The organism is Acidovorax sp. SUPP950 (genome assembly GCF_030158935.1).
Lineage (GTDB): Bacteria > Pseudomonadota > Gammaproteobacteria > Burkholderiales > Burkholderiaceae_C > Paracidovorax.
In genome coordinates, this window is record NZ_BQXE01000005.1 from 117,504 (window position 1) to 131,734 (window position 14,231).

The 14,231-nt window shown below is 65.3% G+C and carries 17 protein-coding genes; 7 read left to right on the plus strand and 10 right to left on the minus strand.

Going from position 1 to position 14,231, the window contains the following annotated elements; translation table 11 throughout:
- Nucleotides 1-28: 28 nt before the first annotated feature.
- The 4 genes from ku to gph all read left to right on the plus strand — a co-directional run bounded on the left by ku (nucleotide 29) and on the right by gph (nucleotide 3,159).
- On the plus strand, nucleotides 29-946 hold the full coding sequence (gene ku / locus AVME950_RS19110) for a non-homologous end joining protein Ku (RefSeq protein ID WP_284431016.1): 918 nt from the start codon (nucleotides 29-31) through the stop codon (nucleotides 944-946).
- Nucleotides 947-979: 33 nt separating this feature from the next.
- Nucleotides 980-1,792, plus strand: a complete 813-nt coding sequence (locus AVME950_RS19115) for an exodeoxyribonuclease III (RefSeq protein ID WP_284431017.1) — start codon at nucleotides 980-982, stop codon at nucleotides 1,790-1,792.
- An 88-nt stretch (nucleotides 1,793-1,880) separates the two neighbouring features.
- Nucleotides 1,881-2,357, plus strand: a complete 477-nt coding sequence (locus AVME950_RS19120; RefSeq protein WP_284431018.1) for an RDD family protein — start codon at nucleotides 1,881-1,883, stop codon at nucleotides 2,355-2,357.
- A 79-nt stretch (nucleotides 2,358-2,436) separates the two neighbouring features.
- Complete coding sequence (gene gph, locus AVME950_RS19125; RefSeq protein WP_487088161.1) at nucleotides 2,437-3,159, plus strand: phosphoglycolate phosphatase; 723 nt, start codon at nucleotides 2,437-2,439, stop codon at nucleotides 3,157-3,159.
- Between the two features lie 30 nt (nucleotides 3,160-3,189).
- Here the strand turns inward: gph and AVME950_RS19130 are convergent, their stop codons facing one another.
- The 6 genes from AVME950_RS19130 to AVME950_RS19155 all read right to left on the minus strand — a co-directional run bounded on the left by AVME950_RS19130 (nucleotide 3,190) and on the right by AVME950_RS19155 (nucleotide 7,182).
- A complete protein-coding gene (locus AVME950_RS19130; protein WP_284431020.1) occupies nucleotides 3,190-3,831 on the minus strand; it encodes an NrsF family protein in 642 nt (213 codons plus the stop codon).
- The gene (locus tag AVME950_RS19135; RefSeq protein WP_284431129.1) at nucleotides 3,828-4,436 is read right to left on the minus strand and encodes a sigma-70 family RNA polymerase sigma factor; all 609 of its coding nucleotides are present in this window, start codon (nucleotides 4,434-4,436) and stop codon (nucleotides 3,828-3,830) included. The genes AVME950_RS19130 and AVME950_RS19135 overlap by 4 nt, the downstream gene beginning before the upstream one ends.
- Before the next feature lie 113 nt (nucleotides 4,437-4,549).
- Nucleotides 4,550-4,819 carry a pentapeptide MXKDX repeat protein gene (locus AVME950_RS19140; protein ID WP_284431021.1) on the minus strand — a complete coding sequence of 90 codons (270 nt, stop codon included), beginning with the start codon at nucleotides 4,817-4,819 and terminating at the stop codon, nucleotides 4,550-4,552.
- A 92-nt stretch (nucleotides 4,820-4,911) separates the two neighbouring features.
- Nucleotides 4,912-5,703 (minus strand): molybdopterin-dependent oxidoreductase, encoded by a 792-nt coding sequence (locus tag AVME950_RS19145; protein ID WP_284431022.1) that lies wholly within the window; start codon nucleotides 5,701-5,703, stop codon nucleotides 4,912-4,914.
- Nucleotides 5,700-6,320, minus strand: coding sequence for a cytochrome b/b6 domain-containing protein (locus tag AVME950_RS19150; RefSeq protein WP_284426248.1), 621 nt, complete (start codon nucleotides 6,318-6,320; stop codon nucleotides 5,700-5,702). Before AVME950_RS19150 ends, AVME950_RS19145 begins: the two co-directional genes overlap by 4 nt.
- 265 nt (nucleotides 6,321-6,585) lie before the next feature.
- Complete coding sequence (locus tag AVME950_RS19155) at nucleotides 6,586-7,182, minus strand: chalcone isomerase family protein (RefSeq protein WP_284426249.1); 597 nt, start codon at nucleotides 7,180-7,182, stop codon at nucleotides 6,586-6,588.
- Nucleotides 7,183-7,524: 342 nt separating this feature from the next.
- Between AVME950_RS19155 and trpE the strand changes: the two genes are divergently transcribed.
- Together trpE and AVME950_RS19165 are read left to right on the plus strand one after the other, a co-directional pair.
- Entirely contained in the window at nucleotides 7,525-9,024 is a 1,500-nt protein-coding gene (gene trpE / locus AVME950_RS19160) for an anthranilate synthase component I (RefSeq protein ID WP_284431023.1), read from the plus strand.
- Nucleotides 9,024-9,359, plus strand: a complete 336-nt coding sequence (locus AVME950_RS19165; RefSeq protein WP_284426251.1) for a chorismate mutase — start codon at nucleotides 9,024-9,026, stop codon at nucleotides 9,357-9,359. Before trpE ends, AVME950_RS19165 begins: the two co-directional genes overlap by 1 nt.
- A 43-nt stretch (nucleotides 9,360-9,402) precedes the next feature.
- On the opposite strand, the gene AVME950_RS19170 is transcribed toward AVME950_RS19165, so the two are convergent.
- The gene (locus tag AVME950_RS19170) at nucleotides 9,403-10,830 is read right to left on the minus strand and encodes a helix-turn-helix domain-containing protein (RefSeq protein WP_284426252.1); all 1,428 of its coding nucleotides are present in this window, start codon (nucleotides 10,828-10,830) and stop codon (nucleotides 9,403-9,405) included.
- Nucleotides 10,831-11,463: 633 nt separating this feature from the next.
- On the opposite strand from AVME950_RS19170, the gene AVME950_RS19175 reads away from it, so the two are divergent.
- Nucleotides 11,464-12,177, plus strand: a complete 714-nt coding sequence (locus AVME950_RS19175; RefSeq protein ID WP_272565656.1) for a winged helix-turn-helix domain-containing protein — start codon at nucleotides 11,464-11,466, stop codon at nucleotides 12,175-12,177.
- Nucleotides 12,178-12,488: 311 nt separating this feature from the next.
- Here AVME950_RS19175 and AVME950_RS19180 read toward each other — a convergent pair whose 3' ends face one another.
- The 3 genes from AVME950_RS19180 to sctS are packed head-to-tail and all read right to left on the minus strand — an operon-like array spanning nucleotide 12,489 to nucleotide 14,223.
- The gene (locus AVME950_RS19180) at nucleotides 12,489-12,944 is read right to left on the minus strand and encodes a CesT family type III secretion system chaperone (RefSeq protein WP_272549503.1); all 456 of its coding nucleotides are present in this window, start codon (nucleotides 12,942-12,944) and stop codon (nucleotides 12,489-12,491) included.
- Nucleotides 12,941-13,963 (minus strand): hypothetical protein, encoded by a 1,023-nt coding sequence (locus AVME950_RS19185; protein WP_284431024.1) that lies wholly within the window; start codon nucleotides 13,961-13,963, stop codon nucleotides 12,941-12,943. The genes AVME950_RS19180 and AVME950_RS19185 overlap by 4 nt, the downstream gene beginning before the upstream one ends.
- Nucleotides 13,960-14,223, minus strand: a complete 264-nt coding sequence (gene sctS / locus AVME950_RS19190; RefSeq protein ID WP_284431025.1) for a type III secretion system export apparatus subunit SctS — start codon at nucleotides 14,221-14,223, stop codon at nucleotides 13,960-13,962. The genes AVME950_RS19185 and sctS overlap by 4 nt, the downstream gene beginning before the upstream one ends.
- Nucleotides 14,224-14,231: the final 8 nt, after the last annotated feature.

The following is a 14,231-nucleotide window of genomic DNA, read 5'->3' on the forward strand; positions in this document are numbered from 1 at the left end:
ACGGGTTTCCCCTTCGGAGAAAAGTCACATGGCAACTGGCAGTCGCACGCTCTGGAAGGGCGCCATCACTTTCGGCCTGGTCCACATCCCTGTCGGGCTGCACACGGCGGCGACGGAGCAGGGCGTGGACTTCGACTGGCTGGACAAGCGGTCCATGGACCCGGTGGGCTACAAGCGCATCAACAAGAAGACCGGCAAGGAAATCGACAAGGACCACATCGTCAAAGGCGTGCAGTACGAAGACGGCAAGTACGTCATCATCAGCCCGGAAGAGATCGAAGCGGTGTTCCCCAAGACCACGCAGACCATCGAGATCGAGCGCTTCATCGATGCGAACGACATGCCGTTCATCTTCCTGGAGCGGCCGTACTACGTGGCACCCGTCAACAAGAGCGACAAGGTCTATGCGCTGCTGCGCGAAACCCTCATCGCGACGGGCAAGGTTGGCCTCGCGAAGGTCGTCATTTCGACGAAGCAGCACCTGGCCGCGCTGGTGCCTTCGGGACCGGCGCTGGTGCTGAACCTGCTGCGCTGGGGCGACGAGGTCAAAACGCTCGACTCGCTCGAACTGCCGGCTGCCGGCAAAAAGAGTGTGAGCGCCGCGGAACTCAAGATGGCCAAGCAGCTGGTCGAGGAGATGTCCGGAAAATGGGACCCCGCCGACTTCAAGGACGAGTTCCGCATCCAGGTCATGAAGCTCGTGGACAAGAAGGCGAAGGCGGGCGAAGGCCACACGGTGATGGACCCGGAGGAAGAAGCGCCGCAGACCGGCGAAGTGATCGACCTCACGGCCCTGCTCAAGCGCAGCCTCAAGGGTGGATCCGCGCCTGCGCGCAAGGGGGCGGGCAAAACGGCCGGCAAGACGGCGGCCAAGGCGCCTGCCAGGAAGGCCGGTGCCAAAAGCGCCGCCGCCAGGAAGAGCGCACCGGAAAGAAAAGCGGCGTGAGCGATTCGGCAGCGTGTCCAGGCCGGTGACGCCATGCGCGTCGCCACGTGGAACATCAACAACGTCAACAAGCGGATCGACCGGCTGGTCGACTGGCTGCAGCGCACGCGGCCCGATGTGGTCGCGCTGCAGGAACTCAAATGTCCCACGGCGCAGTTCCCCGACGAGGCGCTGAGCGCGGCGGGCTACCGCAGCGTGGCCGTTGGCCAGCGAACCTGGAATGGCGTGGCGCTGCTCGGCCGCGGGCACGATCCCCTGCCCGTGTTGACCGCGCTGCCGGGCGATCCCGCCGACAAGGAAGCCCGCTACCTCGAAGCGGCCATCCACGGCGTGCTCTATGCCTGCCTGTACCTGCCCAACGGCAACCCGCAACCCGGCCCCCGATTCGACGCCAAGCTGCGTTGGTTCGAGCGGCTGAACCGCCGCGCCCAGGCGCTCTGGGCGTCTGGCCATCCCGTGGTGCTGATGGGCGACTGGAACGTCGTGCCGACGGATGCGGACATCTACCGGCCCGACACATGGGCGGACAACGCCCTGTTGCAGCCGGCGCCCCGGCAGGCCTATGCCGACCTGTTGGCCCAGGGGTGGACGGATGCCATCGCCAGGGTGCACCCGAAGGACGTGCCGTTCACCTTCTGGGACTACCGGCGCCGGCGCTGGGAGCGCGATGCGGGACTGCGCATCGATCACATCCTGGTGAGCCGCATGCTCCGCGTGGCGGATGCCGGCGTGGACCGGGACGAGCGCGGCAAGGCCAACGCCAGCGACCACGCCCCCGTCTGGGCGGAACTGACGGTGGCGAAGGCCCCCACGCGGCGCCGGGCGGCCAGGCCGGCCGGCGTTTGAATCGCCCCACAGGCCGGTGATCGCTGCCAGAATCCAGGGTGCCTCGACCCTTGGGGTTGCAAGCGTGCTTCACAAGGACAATGCTTTCATGAACGATCCCGGCGGCTTTCCCGATCTCGAATATGTCGGCTTCTGGGCGCGCGTGGGCGCGACGCTGATCGACACCCTGCTGCTGATCGTCGTGACGGTGCCGCTGCTGGTGGCGTTCTATGGCTGGGCGTATTTCGAATCCGAGCGCCTGGTCTTGGGGCCTGCGGATTTCGTCATCTCCTGGGTGCTTCCGGCCGTGGCCGTGGTGCTGTTCTGGCTGAGCCGGCAGGCCACGCCGGGCAAGATAGCCATCGGCGCCCGCGTGGTGGATGCCGCCACCGGCAAGCCGATGACCCCCGGGCAGTCCGTGGGCCGCTACGTGGCGTATTTCGCCTCCGCGATTCCGTTGGGTCTGGGCCTGCTGTGGGTGGCGTTCGACAGCCGCAAGCGAGGCTGGCACGATAAGCTGGCGGGCACGGTGGTCGTGCGGCCGAAGCGGCGTGGGACGCAGGCGGTGGGTTTTCCGCAGGGTTGAAGACGTTCTCCCCCCACCAGGACCGCCACGGCGCCACCCCGCCTTCATTCACTGCACGCCTGTTTTCATGGCCATGACGATGCAATCTGCCCCCTTTTCAGACTGGATTCCGCTGCCCCCCGCACAAGCCGATGCCGCGATCGTGGACCTGGACGGCACCATGGTGGACACGCTCGGCGATTTTTCCGAGGCGATCAACCGCATGCTGCGCGAGCTGGGGCTGCCCGGCATCGCGGCGCCCGACATCGAACGCATGGTGGGCAAGGGCTCGCAGCACCTGATTCATTCGGTGCTCAATCACGTTCTGGCGCATGATTCACTAGGGCGTATTGCTATCAAAACAGAAGCAATCTATCCCCAGGCCTGGGAAAGCTACCAGCGCCATTACGCCGCCGTCAACGGCCAGTTCGCCGCGCTGTACCCTGGCGTGGTCACCGGACTGCAGGCGCTGCGGCGGCAAGGCGTGCGCCTGGCCTGCCTGACCAACAAGCCCACGGCGTTCGCCGTTGCGCTGCTGGAGGCCAAAGGGCTGGACGGCTTCTTCGAGAAGGTGTTCGGCGGCGATGCCTTCGAGCGCATGAAGCCCGACCCGATGCCGTTGCTCCGGACCTGCGAGGCGCTGGGCACCGTGCCCGCGCGCACGCTGATGATCGGCGACTCCAGCAACGATGCCCGGGCGGCCCGCGCCGCCGGCTGCCCCGTGGTGCTGGTGACGTATGGCTACAACCACGGGCAACCCGTGCGCGAGGTGGATGCCGACGGCTATGTCGATTCGCTGGAGGCGCTGCGGCCCGGCCCCTGACGCGCCCTGCAGCGGCGGGGCGATGGCCCGCTACCAGCGCAGCAGCCGAGGCCCCAGCACGGCACCAGCGGCCACCGGCAGCGACATGCCCAGAACGTACCAGATGGCAATGAAAGGTGCGGCCAGCTCCGGGCAGTGCAGCGCATAGACCGTGGCGCCGGCCGCGCCGCCCAGGGCGCCGGCCCCTGCGCCGGCCCAGGCCGGGCGGACGGGCGCCATGCCCCGCAGCACCCAGATCGCGGCCAGGAACACCGGCAGCGACAGCATCGCGATATTTTCCGCGCACACGCGCCAGGTGCGGCTGAGCACCAGCTCCGGCAGTTGTGCCGCGGGGGCCTGCCACACCGCCATCAGCCCCAGGGCCCATACCAGGCCGATCGGGGTGGCCCAGCCCAGCCATGCGAGGCGGGTGGCAGAGCCCGGCTTCCCGAGCCGGGCGACCAGCGGCAACGCGGCCAGTGCCATCAGCAGCGGAGCGCCGAATTTCACCCAGAACATGGGCAGGGTGGCGTACTGGCCGAGCGCTGGATTGAGCCCGAGCCCATACCCCATCAGCCAGCCCGAAACCGGCACCGACAGGAGAAGGCCGAGCGCCAGGCGCTTCGCTGCGGCATGGCGAGGGACCGGCACCGTGTCGGCGGCCAATAGATGGATCAGATCGTCGGTTTTCATGGGAAGGCCTTTGGCTTCGCCGTGGGTGGGGACGAAGACGCGATGCGGCTCGCCAGCGCCTTCAGGCCCCGGTGGATGCCGATTTTCACGGCGGATTCCGTCATGCCGGTTTCCTGGGCCACGTCGGAGACCGACCGGCCATGCAGCTTGACCTGCTCGATGGGCAGGCGCTGGCGGTCGGGCAGGGTGGCGAGCAGTCGCCCGAGATCGCGCCGGGCCTCGGCGGCCGTGTCCTCGGTGTGATCGAAGAGGCCGGTGGCATCGTCGTCCAGAGGGTCGTGCAGCGCTTCGCGCGCCTGGCGCGCGCGCAGCAGATCGATGGTCTTGTAGCGCGCGATGGCGTGCACCCAGGCCGTGAGCGGCTCGGTGTGCTGGTAGGTATGGCGCTGGTTGTGCAGGGCCAGCAGGGTGTCTTGCACAAGGTCCTCCACGTCGTCGGGCCAACCGGACAGCCGCCGGCGGTAGAAGGACCGCAGGCGGGTTGCCATTTGCTGCAGGAATTGCCGGTACGCCGCCGCATCGCCCTCCAGCCCGGCGAGCATCAGGCTTCGCAGGCGCTGTTCGGTCTGGAGGTGCGCAATATCTCGAGGCGGTGGGGGTGCCATGGCCGCCTCAGGGTACACGGCATCGGCGCCACTCGCGCGCATCGCGCGATGGCGTGGGACACGGCCTGCGCTGACGGCCTGCATGGACCCGTTGCGTGCAGGCATGCCGTGGCTTATTTCTTCATCTCGTCCTTCTTCATCTCATCCTTCTTCATCGCGTCCTTTCCCATGGAATCCTTGGCCATGGCGTCGTGCTTCATGCCGTCTTTCTTCATTGCATCCTTCTTCATGCCGTCGTGTTTCATGGCGTCTTTCGGCGTGCCATCCTTGGCCATCGCGTCCTTGGCCATGGGGTCCTTTTTCATCATGTCGTCCGCCGCCATGGCGGAGACGGAGGCCGCGGTCAGGCAGGCGGCGAGCAGTGCGGTCGTGAGCTGGTTCATGTCGAAAGTCCTTTTGCAGAGGGAAGAGAAAAATTGCGCCGCGCCCGGGAATCGGGCACGGCCGCGCCGTCTGCGGCGCCGAGCCCGATCGCTCAGCTGCCGCCGAACCAGTTGTAGCCCTGGTCTTCCCAGTAGCCGCCTGGATAGGTGTTGGTCACGGACATCGCCATGACGTGTTTCGGGTTTTTGTAGCCCAGCTTGGTCGGTATGCGCAGCTTCAGCGGAAAGCCGTATTTCGGTGGCAATGGCTCGCCGTCGCAGGTCAGCGCGAGCAGCGTCTGCGGATGCAGCGCGGTCGCCATGTCGATGCTGGTGTGATAGTCGTCGGCACATGCGAAGCCGATGTACTTCGCGCTCAGGTCGGCGCCGATGCGCCGCAGAAAATCGCCGAAAGGCACGCCGCCCCACTTTCCGATGGCGCTCCAGCCCTCCACGCAGATGTGGCGGGTGACCTGCTCCTGCTGCGCGAGGGCGCGCAGCGCCGCAAGGGTCCAGGGGCGTTTTTCGGCCACCAGGCCGGCCACTTCGAGCCGGTAGCCTTCCTCTTTCACGATCCGGACTTCGTCTTCGCCGTAGTACGCATTGAAGGGAAACGGCCGGACGATCATGGATTCGGGATAGGTGGGTGCCAACCGGCCGGAGTCGAACAGCCATCCCTGGGCCCGGTCGTTCCAGCGCGAGATGCGCTGGAGCATGGCTTCCACATCCTCGTTGTCGCTGATGCTGCAGCCGGCCAGCAGGGACAGTCCGCCCAGCGTCAGGCTGCCGCGCAGGAAATGGCGGCGCGCGGCGGGCGCCATGCGGCGCTCCAGGAGCTTGCGCGCGTCGGCCACGGCCAGGTCCGCATCGGCATTGGACAAGCTCCGGCATCTGAAGAGGTTCATGCCGCACTCCCTTGGCGACCGGCGCTCAGCATGGTGAGCAGCGTGCGCGGCACCAGCGCCACCATCACACCGTGCAGGGCAATGAACCCGACCAGCAGCCCCATGGCCACGAAATGGATGCGGCGCGAGAACTCGTAGCCCCCCAGCCATTCCCGCAAGACGGGGAACTGCACGGACTTGAACAGCACGAGCCCGGACAGCACCAGGACGAGAAGGTCCAGCATCACGAACAGATAGGCCAGCCGCTGCACGCTGTTGTACTGGCGCGCATCCGTGTGGGCGAGCTTTCCGCGCAGGGCGTCCATGGCATCGCGCAGCACGGCGCGCGGCCAGACCGGAAAGAACCTGCGGGCCAGCCGGCCGCTGGCGAGGTTCATCGCCAGATAGAACAGGCCGTTGGCCGCCAGCAGCCACATGGCGGCGAAATGCCACTGCAGTGCACCTCCGAGCCAGCCGCCGAGGGTCAGCGCGTTGGGCAGCGTGAAAGGGAAAAACGGCGCCGCGTTGTAGATGCGCCAACCGCTGGCGATGAGGATCAGCACCGCCAGGGCGTTCAGCCAGTGGCTGATGCGTATCCACAAGGGGTGGATGGGCTGTGGTTTCGCGGATGCCGCCATGAATGCTCCTGAAAGAGGGCCCGGCGATCGGGCCTCGTCCAGTAGTTCGGGCGGAATGCGCCGCGGGTTACAGGCGGGTGAAAAAATTCCTGGAATTCAGGTGTCGTGCCGGCATCGCGGTTTTCTTCAAAGCGGTCGAATCATGCTCTGGCGCAATATGTACTAGGGCATCCAGCTATAAAATTAATAGCATTGGTTTGCGGGGCAGGAAAAGCGGGGGCCGGATGCCCGTGCGCCGCCAGCCGGAGGGCCGCGGACACCTGGGTCAGCCGCCCGCCTTGCCCAGCAGGGCGTCCTTGAGCTTCCAGTCCGCCGGCCGCTCGCCCAGCCAGATGCCCATCAGGGCGTCGAAGAATTCGGGCTCGCGGAACGGCTCGCCCTGCGCCACGCCCTTGACGCTGATCACGGTGCCCGTGCCGGGCAGCCAGTCCACGGTGAAGGTGTCGCCGGCCGAGAGCTTCTTGTGCTGGGAAAAGATCTCGCTCATGCGCAGCACGCCGGGCACCAGGCGGGAGAACGAGGCCTTGTCCATGTTGTCTTCCATGCCGCGCGAAAACAGCTTGCCCAGCTCGGCCGATTCGATGTCGCGCAGCATGGTGATCGACAGCCGCTTGGGACCGCGCAGGGCGGCCACTTCCTGCGGCGTGCCCGCCTTGCGCTCCAGGTACAGGCCCGCCGTGTACACCTTGAACACGGCCTTGTAGCGGATGCCCGCGCCATTGAGCAGCAAGGGGCTGCCTTGCAGTGGCAGGGCGGTGGCGTACTTCACATCGGCGACGGTCACGACCTGGGCCCAGGCGGCCCCCATGGTCACAAGAAGGCCGGCGAGGGTGGCTGCCAGCCACCGCTGCAGAAACATCATGGCAACTCCCAAAAAAAGAACGATCGTTCGTTTCTGATTGTTGCCGTGTGTCCGGGCGCGCACAACAGGGTTTTCAGCAAGGATTGCGGCAAGGCCCCTGGTTCGCCGGCCGCGGCGGGCGGGCGCAGGCGCTTTGCTACACTTTCTCCCCATGTTCATTCACCACGTGTTCATCACAGGTTGCAGCGACCGGGGAGCCTGGCCCTGGCGCAAGCCAGCCGCATCGAACGCCTGATGGCACCTGGGGCAATCCCAGCTGCACCCGTGGCCCTGACGGGCCGAACGCAATGAACTGCGGCGCCCCACGTCCTTGTGCTGGCGCTGCCCGACTGGGAAATTCCCGTGATTACAGAACTTGAATTCAAAAGCCTGGCCAGCGAAGGCTACAACCGCATTCCGCTCATCGCGGAGGCCTTCGCCGACCTGGAGACGCCGCTGTCGCTGTACCTGAAGCTGGCCTACAGCAAGGACGGCGGCAAATACAGTTTCCTGCTCGAATCGGTCGTGGGGGGCGAGCGGTTCGGCCGCTACAGCTTCATTGGCCTGCCGGCGCGCACCTTGCTGAGGGCCAGCGGCTTCGGGGCCGACGCCAAGACCGAGGTGGTCACCGATGGGCAGGTGGTCGAGACCGCCGCCGGCAATCCGCTGGATTTCATCGAGGCATACCAGAAGCGTTTCAAGGTGGCGCTGCGCCCCGGCCTGCCGCGGTTCTGCGGCGGCCTGGCGGGGTACTTCGGCTATGACGCGGTGCGTTACGTCGAAAAGAAGCTCGAAGCGAGTTGCCCGCCCGACACGATGGGCATGCCCGACATCCTGCTGCTGCAGTGCGAGGAACTGGCGGTCATCGACAACCTCTCGGGCAAGCTGTACCTCATCGTCTACGCGGACCCGGGCCAGCCCGAGGCGTATTCCAGGGGCAAGCAACGCCTGCGGGGTTTGAAGGACCAGCTCAAGTATTCGGTGGCCGCGCCGGTCGTCAAACCGACGGAGAGCCATCCTCCCCAGCGCGACTTTGCCAAGGCCGATTACCTGGCGGCGGTGGACCGTGCCAAGGAACTGATCGCCGCGGGCGACTTCATGCAGGTGCAGGTGGGCCAGCGCATCCACAAGCGCTACACCGAATCGCCGCTCTCCCTGTACCGCGCGCTGCGGTCGCTGAACCCCTCGCCCTACATGTTTTACTACCACATGGGCGACTTCCACATCGTCTCGGCGTCGCCGGAGATCCTGGTGCGGCAAGAGAGCACCCCGCAAGGCCAGAAGGTCACGATCCGGCCTTTGGCCGGAACGCGCCCGCGCGGCAACACGCCCGAGCATGACAAGGCCACGGAAATCGAACTGGTCAACGACCCCAAGGAGCGCGCGGAGCACGTGATGCTGATCGACCTTGCGCGCAACGACATCGGGCGCATCGCCAAGACGGGCTCGGTGAAGGTGACGGAGGCGTTCGCCGTGGAGCGCTACAGCCACGTGATGCACATCGTGAGCAACGTCGAGGGCCTGCTCAATGACGGCATGACCAACATGGATGTGCTGAAGGCCACGTTTCCGGCAGGCACGCTCACCGGCGCGCCCAAGGTGCATGCGATGGAGCTGATCGACCAGCTGGAGCCCGTCAAGCGTGGCCTGTATGGCGGGGCGTGCGGCTATCTCAGCTACGCCGGGGACATGGATGTGGCCATTGCCATCCGCACCGGCATCGTGAAGGACGGAACGCTCTATGTTCAGGCCGCGGCCGGCGTCGTGGCCGACTCGGTGCCCGAGCTGGAGTGGAAGGAAACGGAACACAAGGCCCGCGCTCTGCTGCGCGCTGCCGAACTGGTTGAGGAAGGACTCGAATGATGACCCGGGCGATCGACAAGGTGGAGCGCTGCAGCAGCATGGCGCAGGTGCGTGCGCGCATCGACGCGCTGGACGACATCCTGGTGCCGTTGCTGGTGGAGCGCGGCGGCTACATGACCCAGGCCGCATTGAACAAGCAGCGCGAGTCCCAGGTGCGGGATGAAGGCCGCATCGAATTCATCGTGCGCCGGGTGCGCGAGCGTGCGCTGGCCGAAGGCGGCCAGCCCGAGGTGATCGAGGCCATCTACCGCAGCATGATGGAGACCTACATCGCCTACGAACATGAAGAGTTCGCGCGGCTGGTCGAGCAAGGCGCCAAGACCTCCGTGAAGTGACGGCAGGGCGGCGGGCGGCTGTCGCGTCCCGCCAGCCGTGATATCAGTGCGCATCGGCGGGACGCCCGGCGGACAGCTTGAAGGCGTTGGCCAGCGTGGACCGGTTGCAGATGCCCCAGCGTGACGCGACGTCCAGCATGTGGGCCCGTCCGCCGGTTTCGCTCATCTCGCGCAGTTCGTCCTCGATGCGCTTCACGCGCTCGGTCCGGATCAACTCGGCAGGCGTCATGCCCAGGTGGTTGCGGAACGCCAGTTGCAGGGCGCGTTCGGTGACCCCCAGGCGACCTGCGATTTCACGCACCGAAAGGTTGGCGTCGTGCAGGTGCTCGACGATGTAGCGGTAGGCCGCGCGGTAGCGGGGCGGCAGGCGCAAGCCGGTCGTGTCCTGGGCCTGGGAGGGCAGGGTGGACGCGGCGCTGTTCATGCGCGCCAGCACCGTGTTGTGCACCACGCGCATGGCCTGGGCCACGTGGCGCTTGTACTGGCGCAGTGACTCGCCCAGCCGCCCTTCTTCCATGTGGATCTTGGACAGGCAGTATTGGATGTCCGACGCGTAAGGGTGCCGATCGACCTCGCGTTCGACGCTGGCCAGCGGCTGGATCACATCGCGGGCACCCGTGGCCGCCTTGTCGGTCAGCAGCGCGAGGCAGGCTTCCACCCGCACTTGCGATTCCAGGCCCGCCAGTTCGTGTTCGCGCAGCCAGCGCACGAAGCTCGCCACCGCCTCTTGCCGGCTGGCAGGGTGGTGTCCCAGCAAGCCGCAGCGCAGGTAAGCCAGGCGGGCCCGCAGCAGTTCGGGCGCGTGGGGGCTTGACTCGAGCGCCGCCAGTTCGGCCACCATCTCTGCCTCGGTCGGCAGATCGCGTGCCAGTGCCATGGCGGACTCCGACAGCGCATGGTCTGTCAGTTCTTCATGGCGCAGCAGGTGCACCCGGGCCAGCACCTCCAGGCGGATCGCCCTGGCGTGCGGCTCCAGCATGGCTGCGGGAGCTGACTGGCAGAGCGCTTCCGCCTGGCGTGCGGTGGCCAAGGCTTCGGCATGCTGGCCCAGGGCCTGCATCGACAGCGCCTTGCCGCAATGGCCTTCCACACGCAATTCGAGCGGGGCTTCGTGGTCGCTGGCCACGATCGACCAGCAGGCCACGGCACGGGCGGGCTTGTTCAGATGATGAAAGAGCCAGGCCTGGTCCAGTGCCGACTGCCAGCGCACGTTGCTGCGCGATACCTGGTCATAGGCCTTGAGCTGCTGGTGGAACACTTCGCTGGCGGCCTCTTCCATGCCAACCAGCAGCAGGCTGCGCCCGAGCAGCGCGCCTTCCTGCGGCGTGCCCGTATCGCGGCCATTGCGCTCCAGGCGCCGGCGGCCGATGCCCGCCGCGTCCTTGACGCGCATGGCGTGAATGAGATTGGAAAGCTCTGGCGCCTGGGCTTGGGCGCGCTGGCAGGTCAACGACAGAAGTGTGAGCAGCATGGGTCTTCGCGGTGTTGCCGCGCCTTTGATTGATGACCAGTCAATGCTAGGAACGGGCGTCCGGGCAATGCTCAACTTCCTTACGTTCAATCCTCAACTTTTGCTAATTGCCACGTTTTATGGTGAGTGCCTTCGGATACCTTTGCACGCGTTGCCTGAAGCTATTGGCAGCACATCCGCTCCCCTGTTCATCCAATGTTCATCGGCAAGTCATCGGTTTTTCATGAAGGGCTGCTTCGTCGTTCATGCGAGGTGCTTAGAGTGAAATCAGGCCGTCGAGGACGGGATTTGCAGCGAGAGAGGGGAGCGAGGCGAATCCAGAACGGCCAGTAAAAAAACAGGGACTGCTGCGCCAGCCAATTGAGCGCACAAAGCCTGGACCGGAGACTGATAAGGGACTGCTATGGCGTCGAATAGTTATTGCCTATAAGCAATTGACCTATCGAAAGGGCATACTGCAGAGAATATTTCGCTGATTCTGTTCCGCGGAAGGTTGGGAAAAAATTGCAAAATCTGTGACTATGTGTAGCAACCGGATGGCGCTTTTTTGGCACCCACGGTCCAGCTGAACAGGCCAAGGGGGCAGCGTGATGCGCCGCCATTTGTCGATATAAATTTGCGTCGAGGGATTCCATGAACATTGCTCTTCTTTCGCGTCGATCGACGGTGAACCAGTTCCTGGTGGACCTGCTTTCCCGTGGCGGAATTCAAGCCATGCTGCACGTCAGCATTGCGGCTTTTCGCATGCAAGTGAGACAGCAGGCCTTTGATGCCGTGATCCTTGAAGACTGCGGAGGCACTTTGGCGGAAGATCTGGGACTGATCAAAACCTGCGTCTCCGATCAGGTTCCCGTCGTGGTGGTGGGGGCAGAGTTGCACGCCGGCTTCGGCGTGGCCCTGGCCTGTGGTGCGGTGGACTACATCAGCCTTTCCCGCGTCGGGCATGACGAACTCAAGACCCGGCTGCGCGGCCACATGGAAGCCCAGGCGTTCCAGGCCGCCCACCCGATCGATGTCGACGGCTGCCGGCTCGACCCCGCCAGGCTTTGCCTCGTTCATGGAGACAAGACAGTGGGCCTCACGCACCGCGAATGTGAACTGGCCTGCCTGCTGTTTTCCAAGCCCAACCAGGTGGTGTCCTTGCCTACGATCATCGCCAAGGTGTGGGGGCGCTCGGTCGAGTCCAACAAACGCACCCTGGAGCAGCACATCTACAAGCTGCGCACCAAACTGCGAGAGGCCGGTTGCCAGCTGCGCGTCCAGGCGGCTTATGGACGGGGCTACCGGCTGCTGTCCCATGAGGGGACGGAGGCGGTCGGCAACGAATACACCGCGCTTTACTGGTAACGGCAGCAGGACCGTGCTCAATGTCTTTTTCGGGCCGTGCAGGTGACGTTTCGCAATCGGGTGCAAAGCGTGGTGCGCCACCCATTGCCTGGGACTTCGGCCAGCGCCACCACGCAGGCCGCTTGAAAAGGCATGGGTCCCGCGGGTTGGAGCGCAACCGGATGACGCAGCGTTCCGGCGGCTTGCGTGGGCACCCGCCCATGCGGTGCCACGGACCCCCACCCCGTCCGATTGCGTGCCAGCACGTGCTCCAAAAAAGACCTTGAACACGTTCTAGCCCGATCGGGGCATGGGCGGCGGGGGCCTGGGTTTCACACCTTGAGCCAGATGTAGTCCCCCGCACAGATGCCGTTGAAGGCTTCGTCGGTGGAACTCAGCACGTTGTCCTTCCAGTACCGTCCGTGCTCTGTGTAGTGGGTCAGTGTTTCGGCCAGCCAGGTCCCGGTGATTTCCGGCGTCATCGGCACCCGCACGATCAGGATGATGCCTCCTGTATCGGGGTTGATGCCTGCCTGGGCCTGATCCTGCGCATACACGGTGAGATTGGCCTCCAGCAGGAGCCGGAAGATGGTCAGCGTGCGCCCTGCGGTGACGATGCCGAAATGGAAGTTGAGATACAGCGCGGCAGGGTCGTTCTCATAGTGCGACAGCAGAACCTCGAACCCTTCGACCTCGATCCAGCCCTGTGCGAGCACCGCCTGCGGATCAGGCAAGTCGATGGCCTCGCACAGCTCGGTGACCAACTGGTTGTATTGATCGAGACTCATGGGCGAACGGGCCGTTTCAAGGATTGGCTGGCCTGCAATTGCCGCTCTGCAGCGATGCTTGCCTGGGACGGCGTGCGTGGGAGATCGGTGCTCAGCAAAGCCAGCGGCAGCAAGGCCTTGAGGTCTTTCATGCGAACGGTGTCACTGGCTGCATCGGGTGCGGGCCCCCCGCACAGCAACAACGCCATCTTGACCCGTTGCAGGGTGCCCAATGCACCCCGTTCTTCGTGGTTTTGAAGGTACGCCGCCATCTCCGCCATGCCCCGCGTGGGGGTGGCCGCGAAGTGGGGCTTTCGGCTGTGATCCCAAAGCCGCCGTGTAAGGACATGGGCCCGGTCTTGCGCCGTGCCGGCGTAATGCTGCTGCAAAACATGCTGGGCCGCCGTGGCACCCCCAGCCAGGCCTGGCTTGGCCATCCGGCTGGTTTGCGGGTTGTCACGCGAACTTCCTTGATCGCCTTTGCCGGAGCCCGACCCGGAGCCCGACCCGGAGCCAGAACCCGATCCCGAGCCGGATCCCGATCCGGACCCTGATCCGGAATTGCCGCCTTCGGAATTCTCCTGGGAATCCCCCTTGTCACGGCTGCTGCCTCCTTGTCGCAGGAAACTGTCCAGCGCCGCGGGCTCGTTCCCGGTGTCCCGGAGCGATTCCCGGTACCGCGCGTAGCGTTCTCCACGGTCGTCGTCGAGGGCCGCCTTCCACCGCTCCGCAGATCCTTGCCGTGCTTCGGATTCTTCGGGACCGGCCTGCAGGATTTCGAGCGGAATGTCTTGTCCCGGTGCCAAGAGCGGGGCATCGGGCTGGCCGGGGAGCCGGGCCTGCTTGGGTGGCAAGGGCAGCGGTGGGCGGGGAACCGTGCGGAAAATGTAGTCGCCGAACCGGCCCTGCTGCATGAGCGAGGCGTTGCGCGCGGCCTGCTCATGCTGCACTGCGATCAAATGATTGTGCTCGCGCAGGCGCAACTGCTTGAGCCGCTGCAGCTGCTGCAGCCCGCGAAAGAGCGGCGCATTGGGGTTCATGGCGTGAACGTGGCCGCGAGCAGCCTTTGGGAGAACTGCAGCACGGTGTTCCCGACCCATGGGGCGGAGACCGCAACAGTGACGGTCACGCAGATCAGCTTGATGCCCTGTGAAATGGCAGCATCCTGGAGCGATGTCACGGCTTGCACCAGCGCCACCAGCAAACCGACGATGGCCGCCACGGCCACCGCGGGCAGCGACAGAATGAGGCACAGCATGAGTGCCTCGGACGTCAGTTGAACGATGTTGTCGTGCGTCATGGGGTTGC

Excerpts from the sequence above, each read along its gene's own strand:
- AVME950_RS19150 (WP_284426248.1), bottom strand. The coding sequence starts at position 6,320 with ATGGCGGCATCCGCGAAACCACAGCCCATCCACCCCTTGTGGATACGC.
- AVME950_RS19130 (WP_284431020.1), bottom strand. The coding sequence starts at position 3,831 with ATGAAAACCGACGATCTGATCCATCTATTGGCCGCCGACACGGTGCCG.
- AVME950_RS19145 (WP_284431022.1), bottom strand. The coding sequence starts at position 5,703 with ATGAACCTCTTCAGATGCCGGAGCTTGTCCAATGCCGATGCGGACCTG.
- AVME950_RS19155 (WP_284426249.1), bottom strand. The coding sequence starts at position 7,182 with ATGATGTTTCTGCAGCGGTGGCTGGCAGCCACCCTCGCCGGCCTTCTT.
- AVME950_RS19165 (WP_284426251.1), top strand. The coding sequence starts at position 9,024 with ATGACCCGGGCGATCGACAAGGTGGAGCGCTGCAGCAGCATGGCGCAG.
- AVME950_RS19135 (WP_284431129.1), bottom strand. The coding sequence starts at position 4,436 with ATGGCACCCCCACCGCCTCGAGATATTGCGCACCTCCAGACCGAACAG.
- AVME950_RS19185 (WP_284431024.1), bottom strand. The coding sequence starts at position 13,963 with ATGAACCCCAATGCGCCGCTCTTTCGCGGGCTGCAGCAGCTGCAGCGG.
- AVME950_RS19120 (WP_284431018.1), top strand. The coding sequence starts at position 1,881 with ATGAACGATCCCGGCGGCTTTCCCGATCTCGAATATGTCGGCTTCTGG.
- AVME950_RS19170 (WP_284426252.1), bottom strand. The coding sequence starts at position 10,830 with ATGCTGCTCACACTTCTGTCGTTGACCTGCCAGCGCGCCCAAGCCCAG.
- AVME950_RS19180 (WP_272549503.1), bottom strand. The coding sequence starts at position 12,944 with ATGAGTCTCGATCAATACAACCAGTTGGTCACCGAGCTGTGCGAGGCC.
- AVME950_RS19175 (WP_272565656.1), top strand. The coding sequence starts at position 11,464 with ATGAACATTGCTCTTCTTTCGCGTCGATCGACGGTGAACCAGTTCCTG.
- sctS (WP_284431025.1), bottom strand. The coding sequence starts at position 14,223 with ATGACGCACGACAACATCGTTCAACTGACGTCCGAGGCACTCATGCTG.
- ku (WP_284431016.1), top strand. The coding sequence starts at position 29 with ATGGCAACTGGCAGTCGCACGCTCTGGAAGGGCGCCATCACTTTCGGC.
- AVME950_RS19115 (WP_284431017.1), top strand. The coding sequence starts at position 980 with ATGCGCGTCGCCACGTGGAACATCAACAACGTCAACAAGCGGATCGAC.
- gph (WP_487088161.1), top strand. The coding sequence starts at position 2,437 with ATGCAATCTGCCCCCTTTTCAGACTGGATTCCGCTGCCCCCCGCACAA.
- AVME950_RS19140 (WP_284431021.1), bottom strand. The coding sequence starts at position 4,819 with ATGAACCAGCTCACGACCGCACTGCTCGCCGCCTGCCTGACCGCGGCC.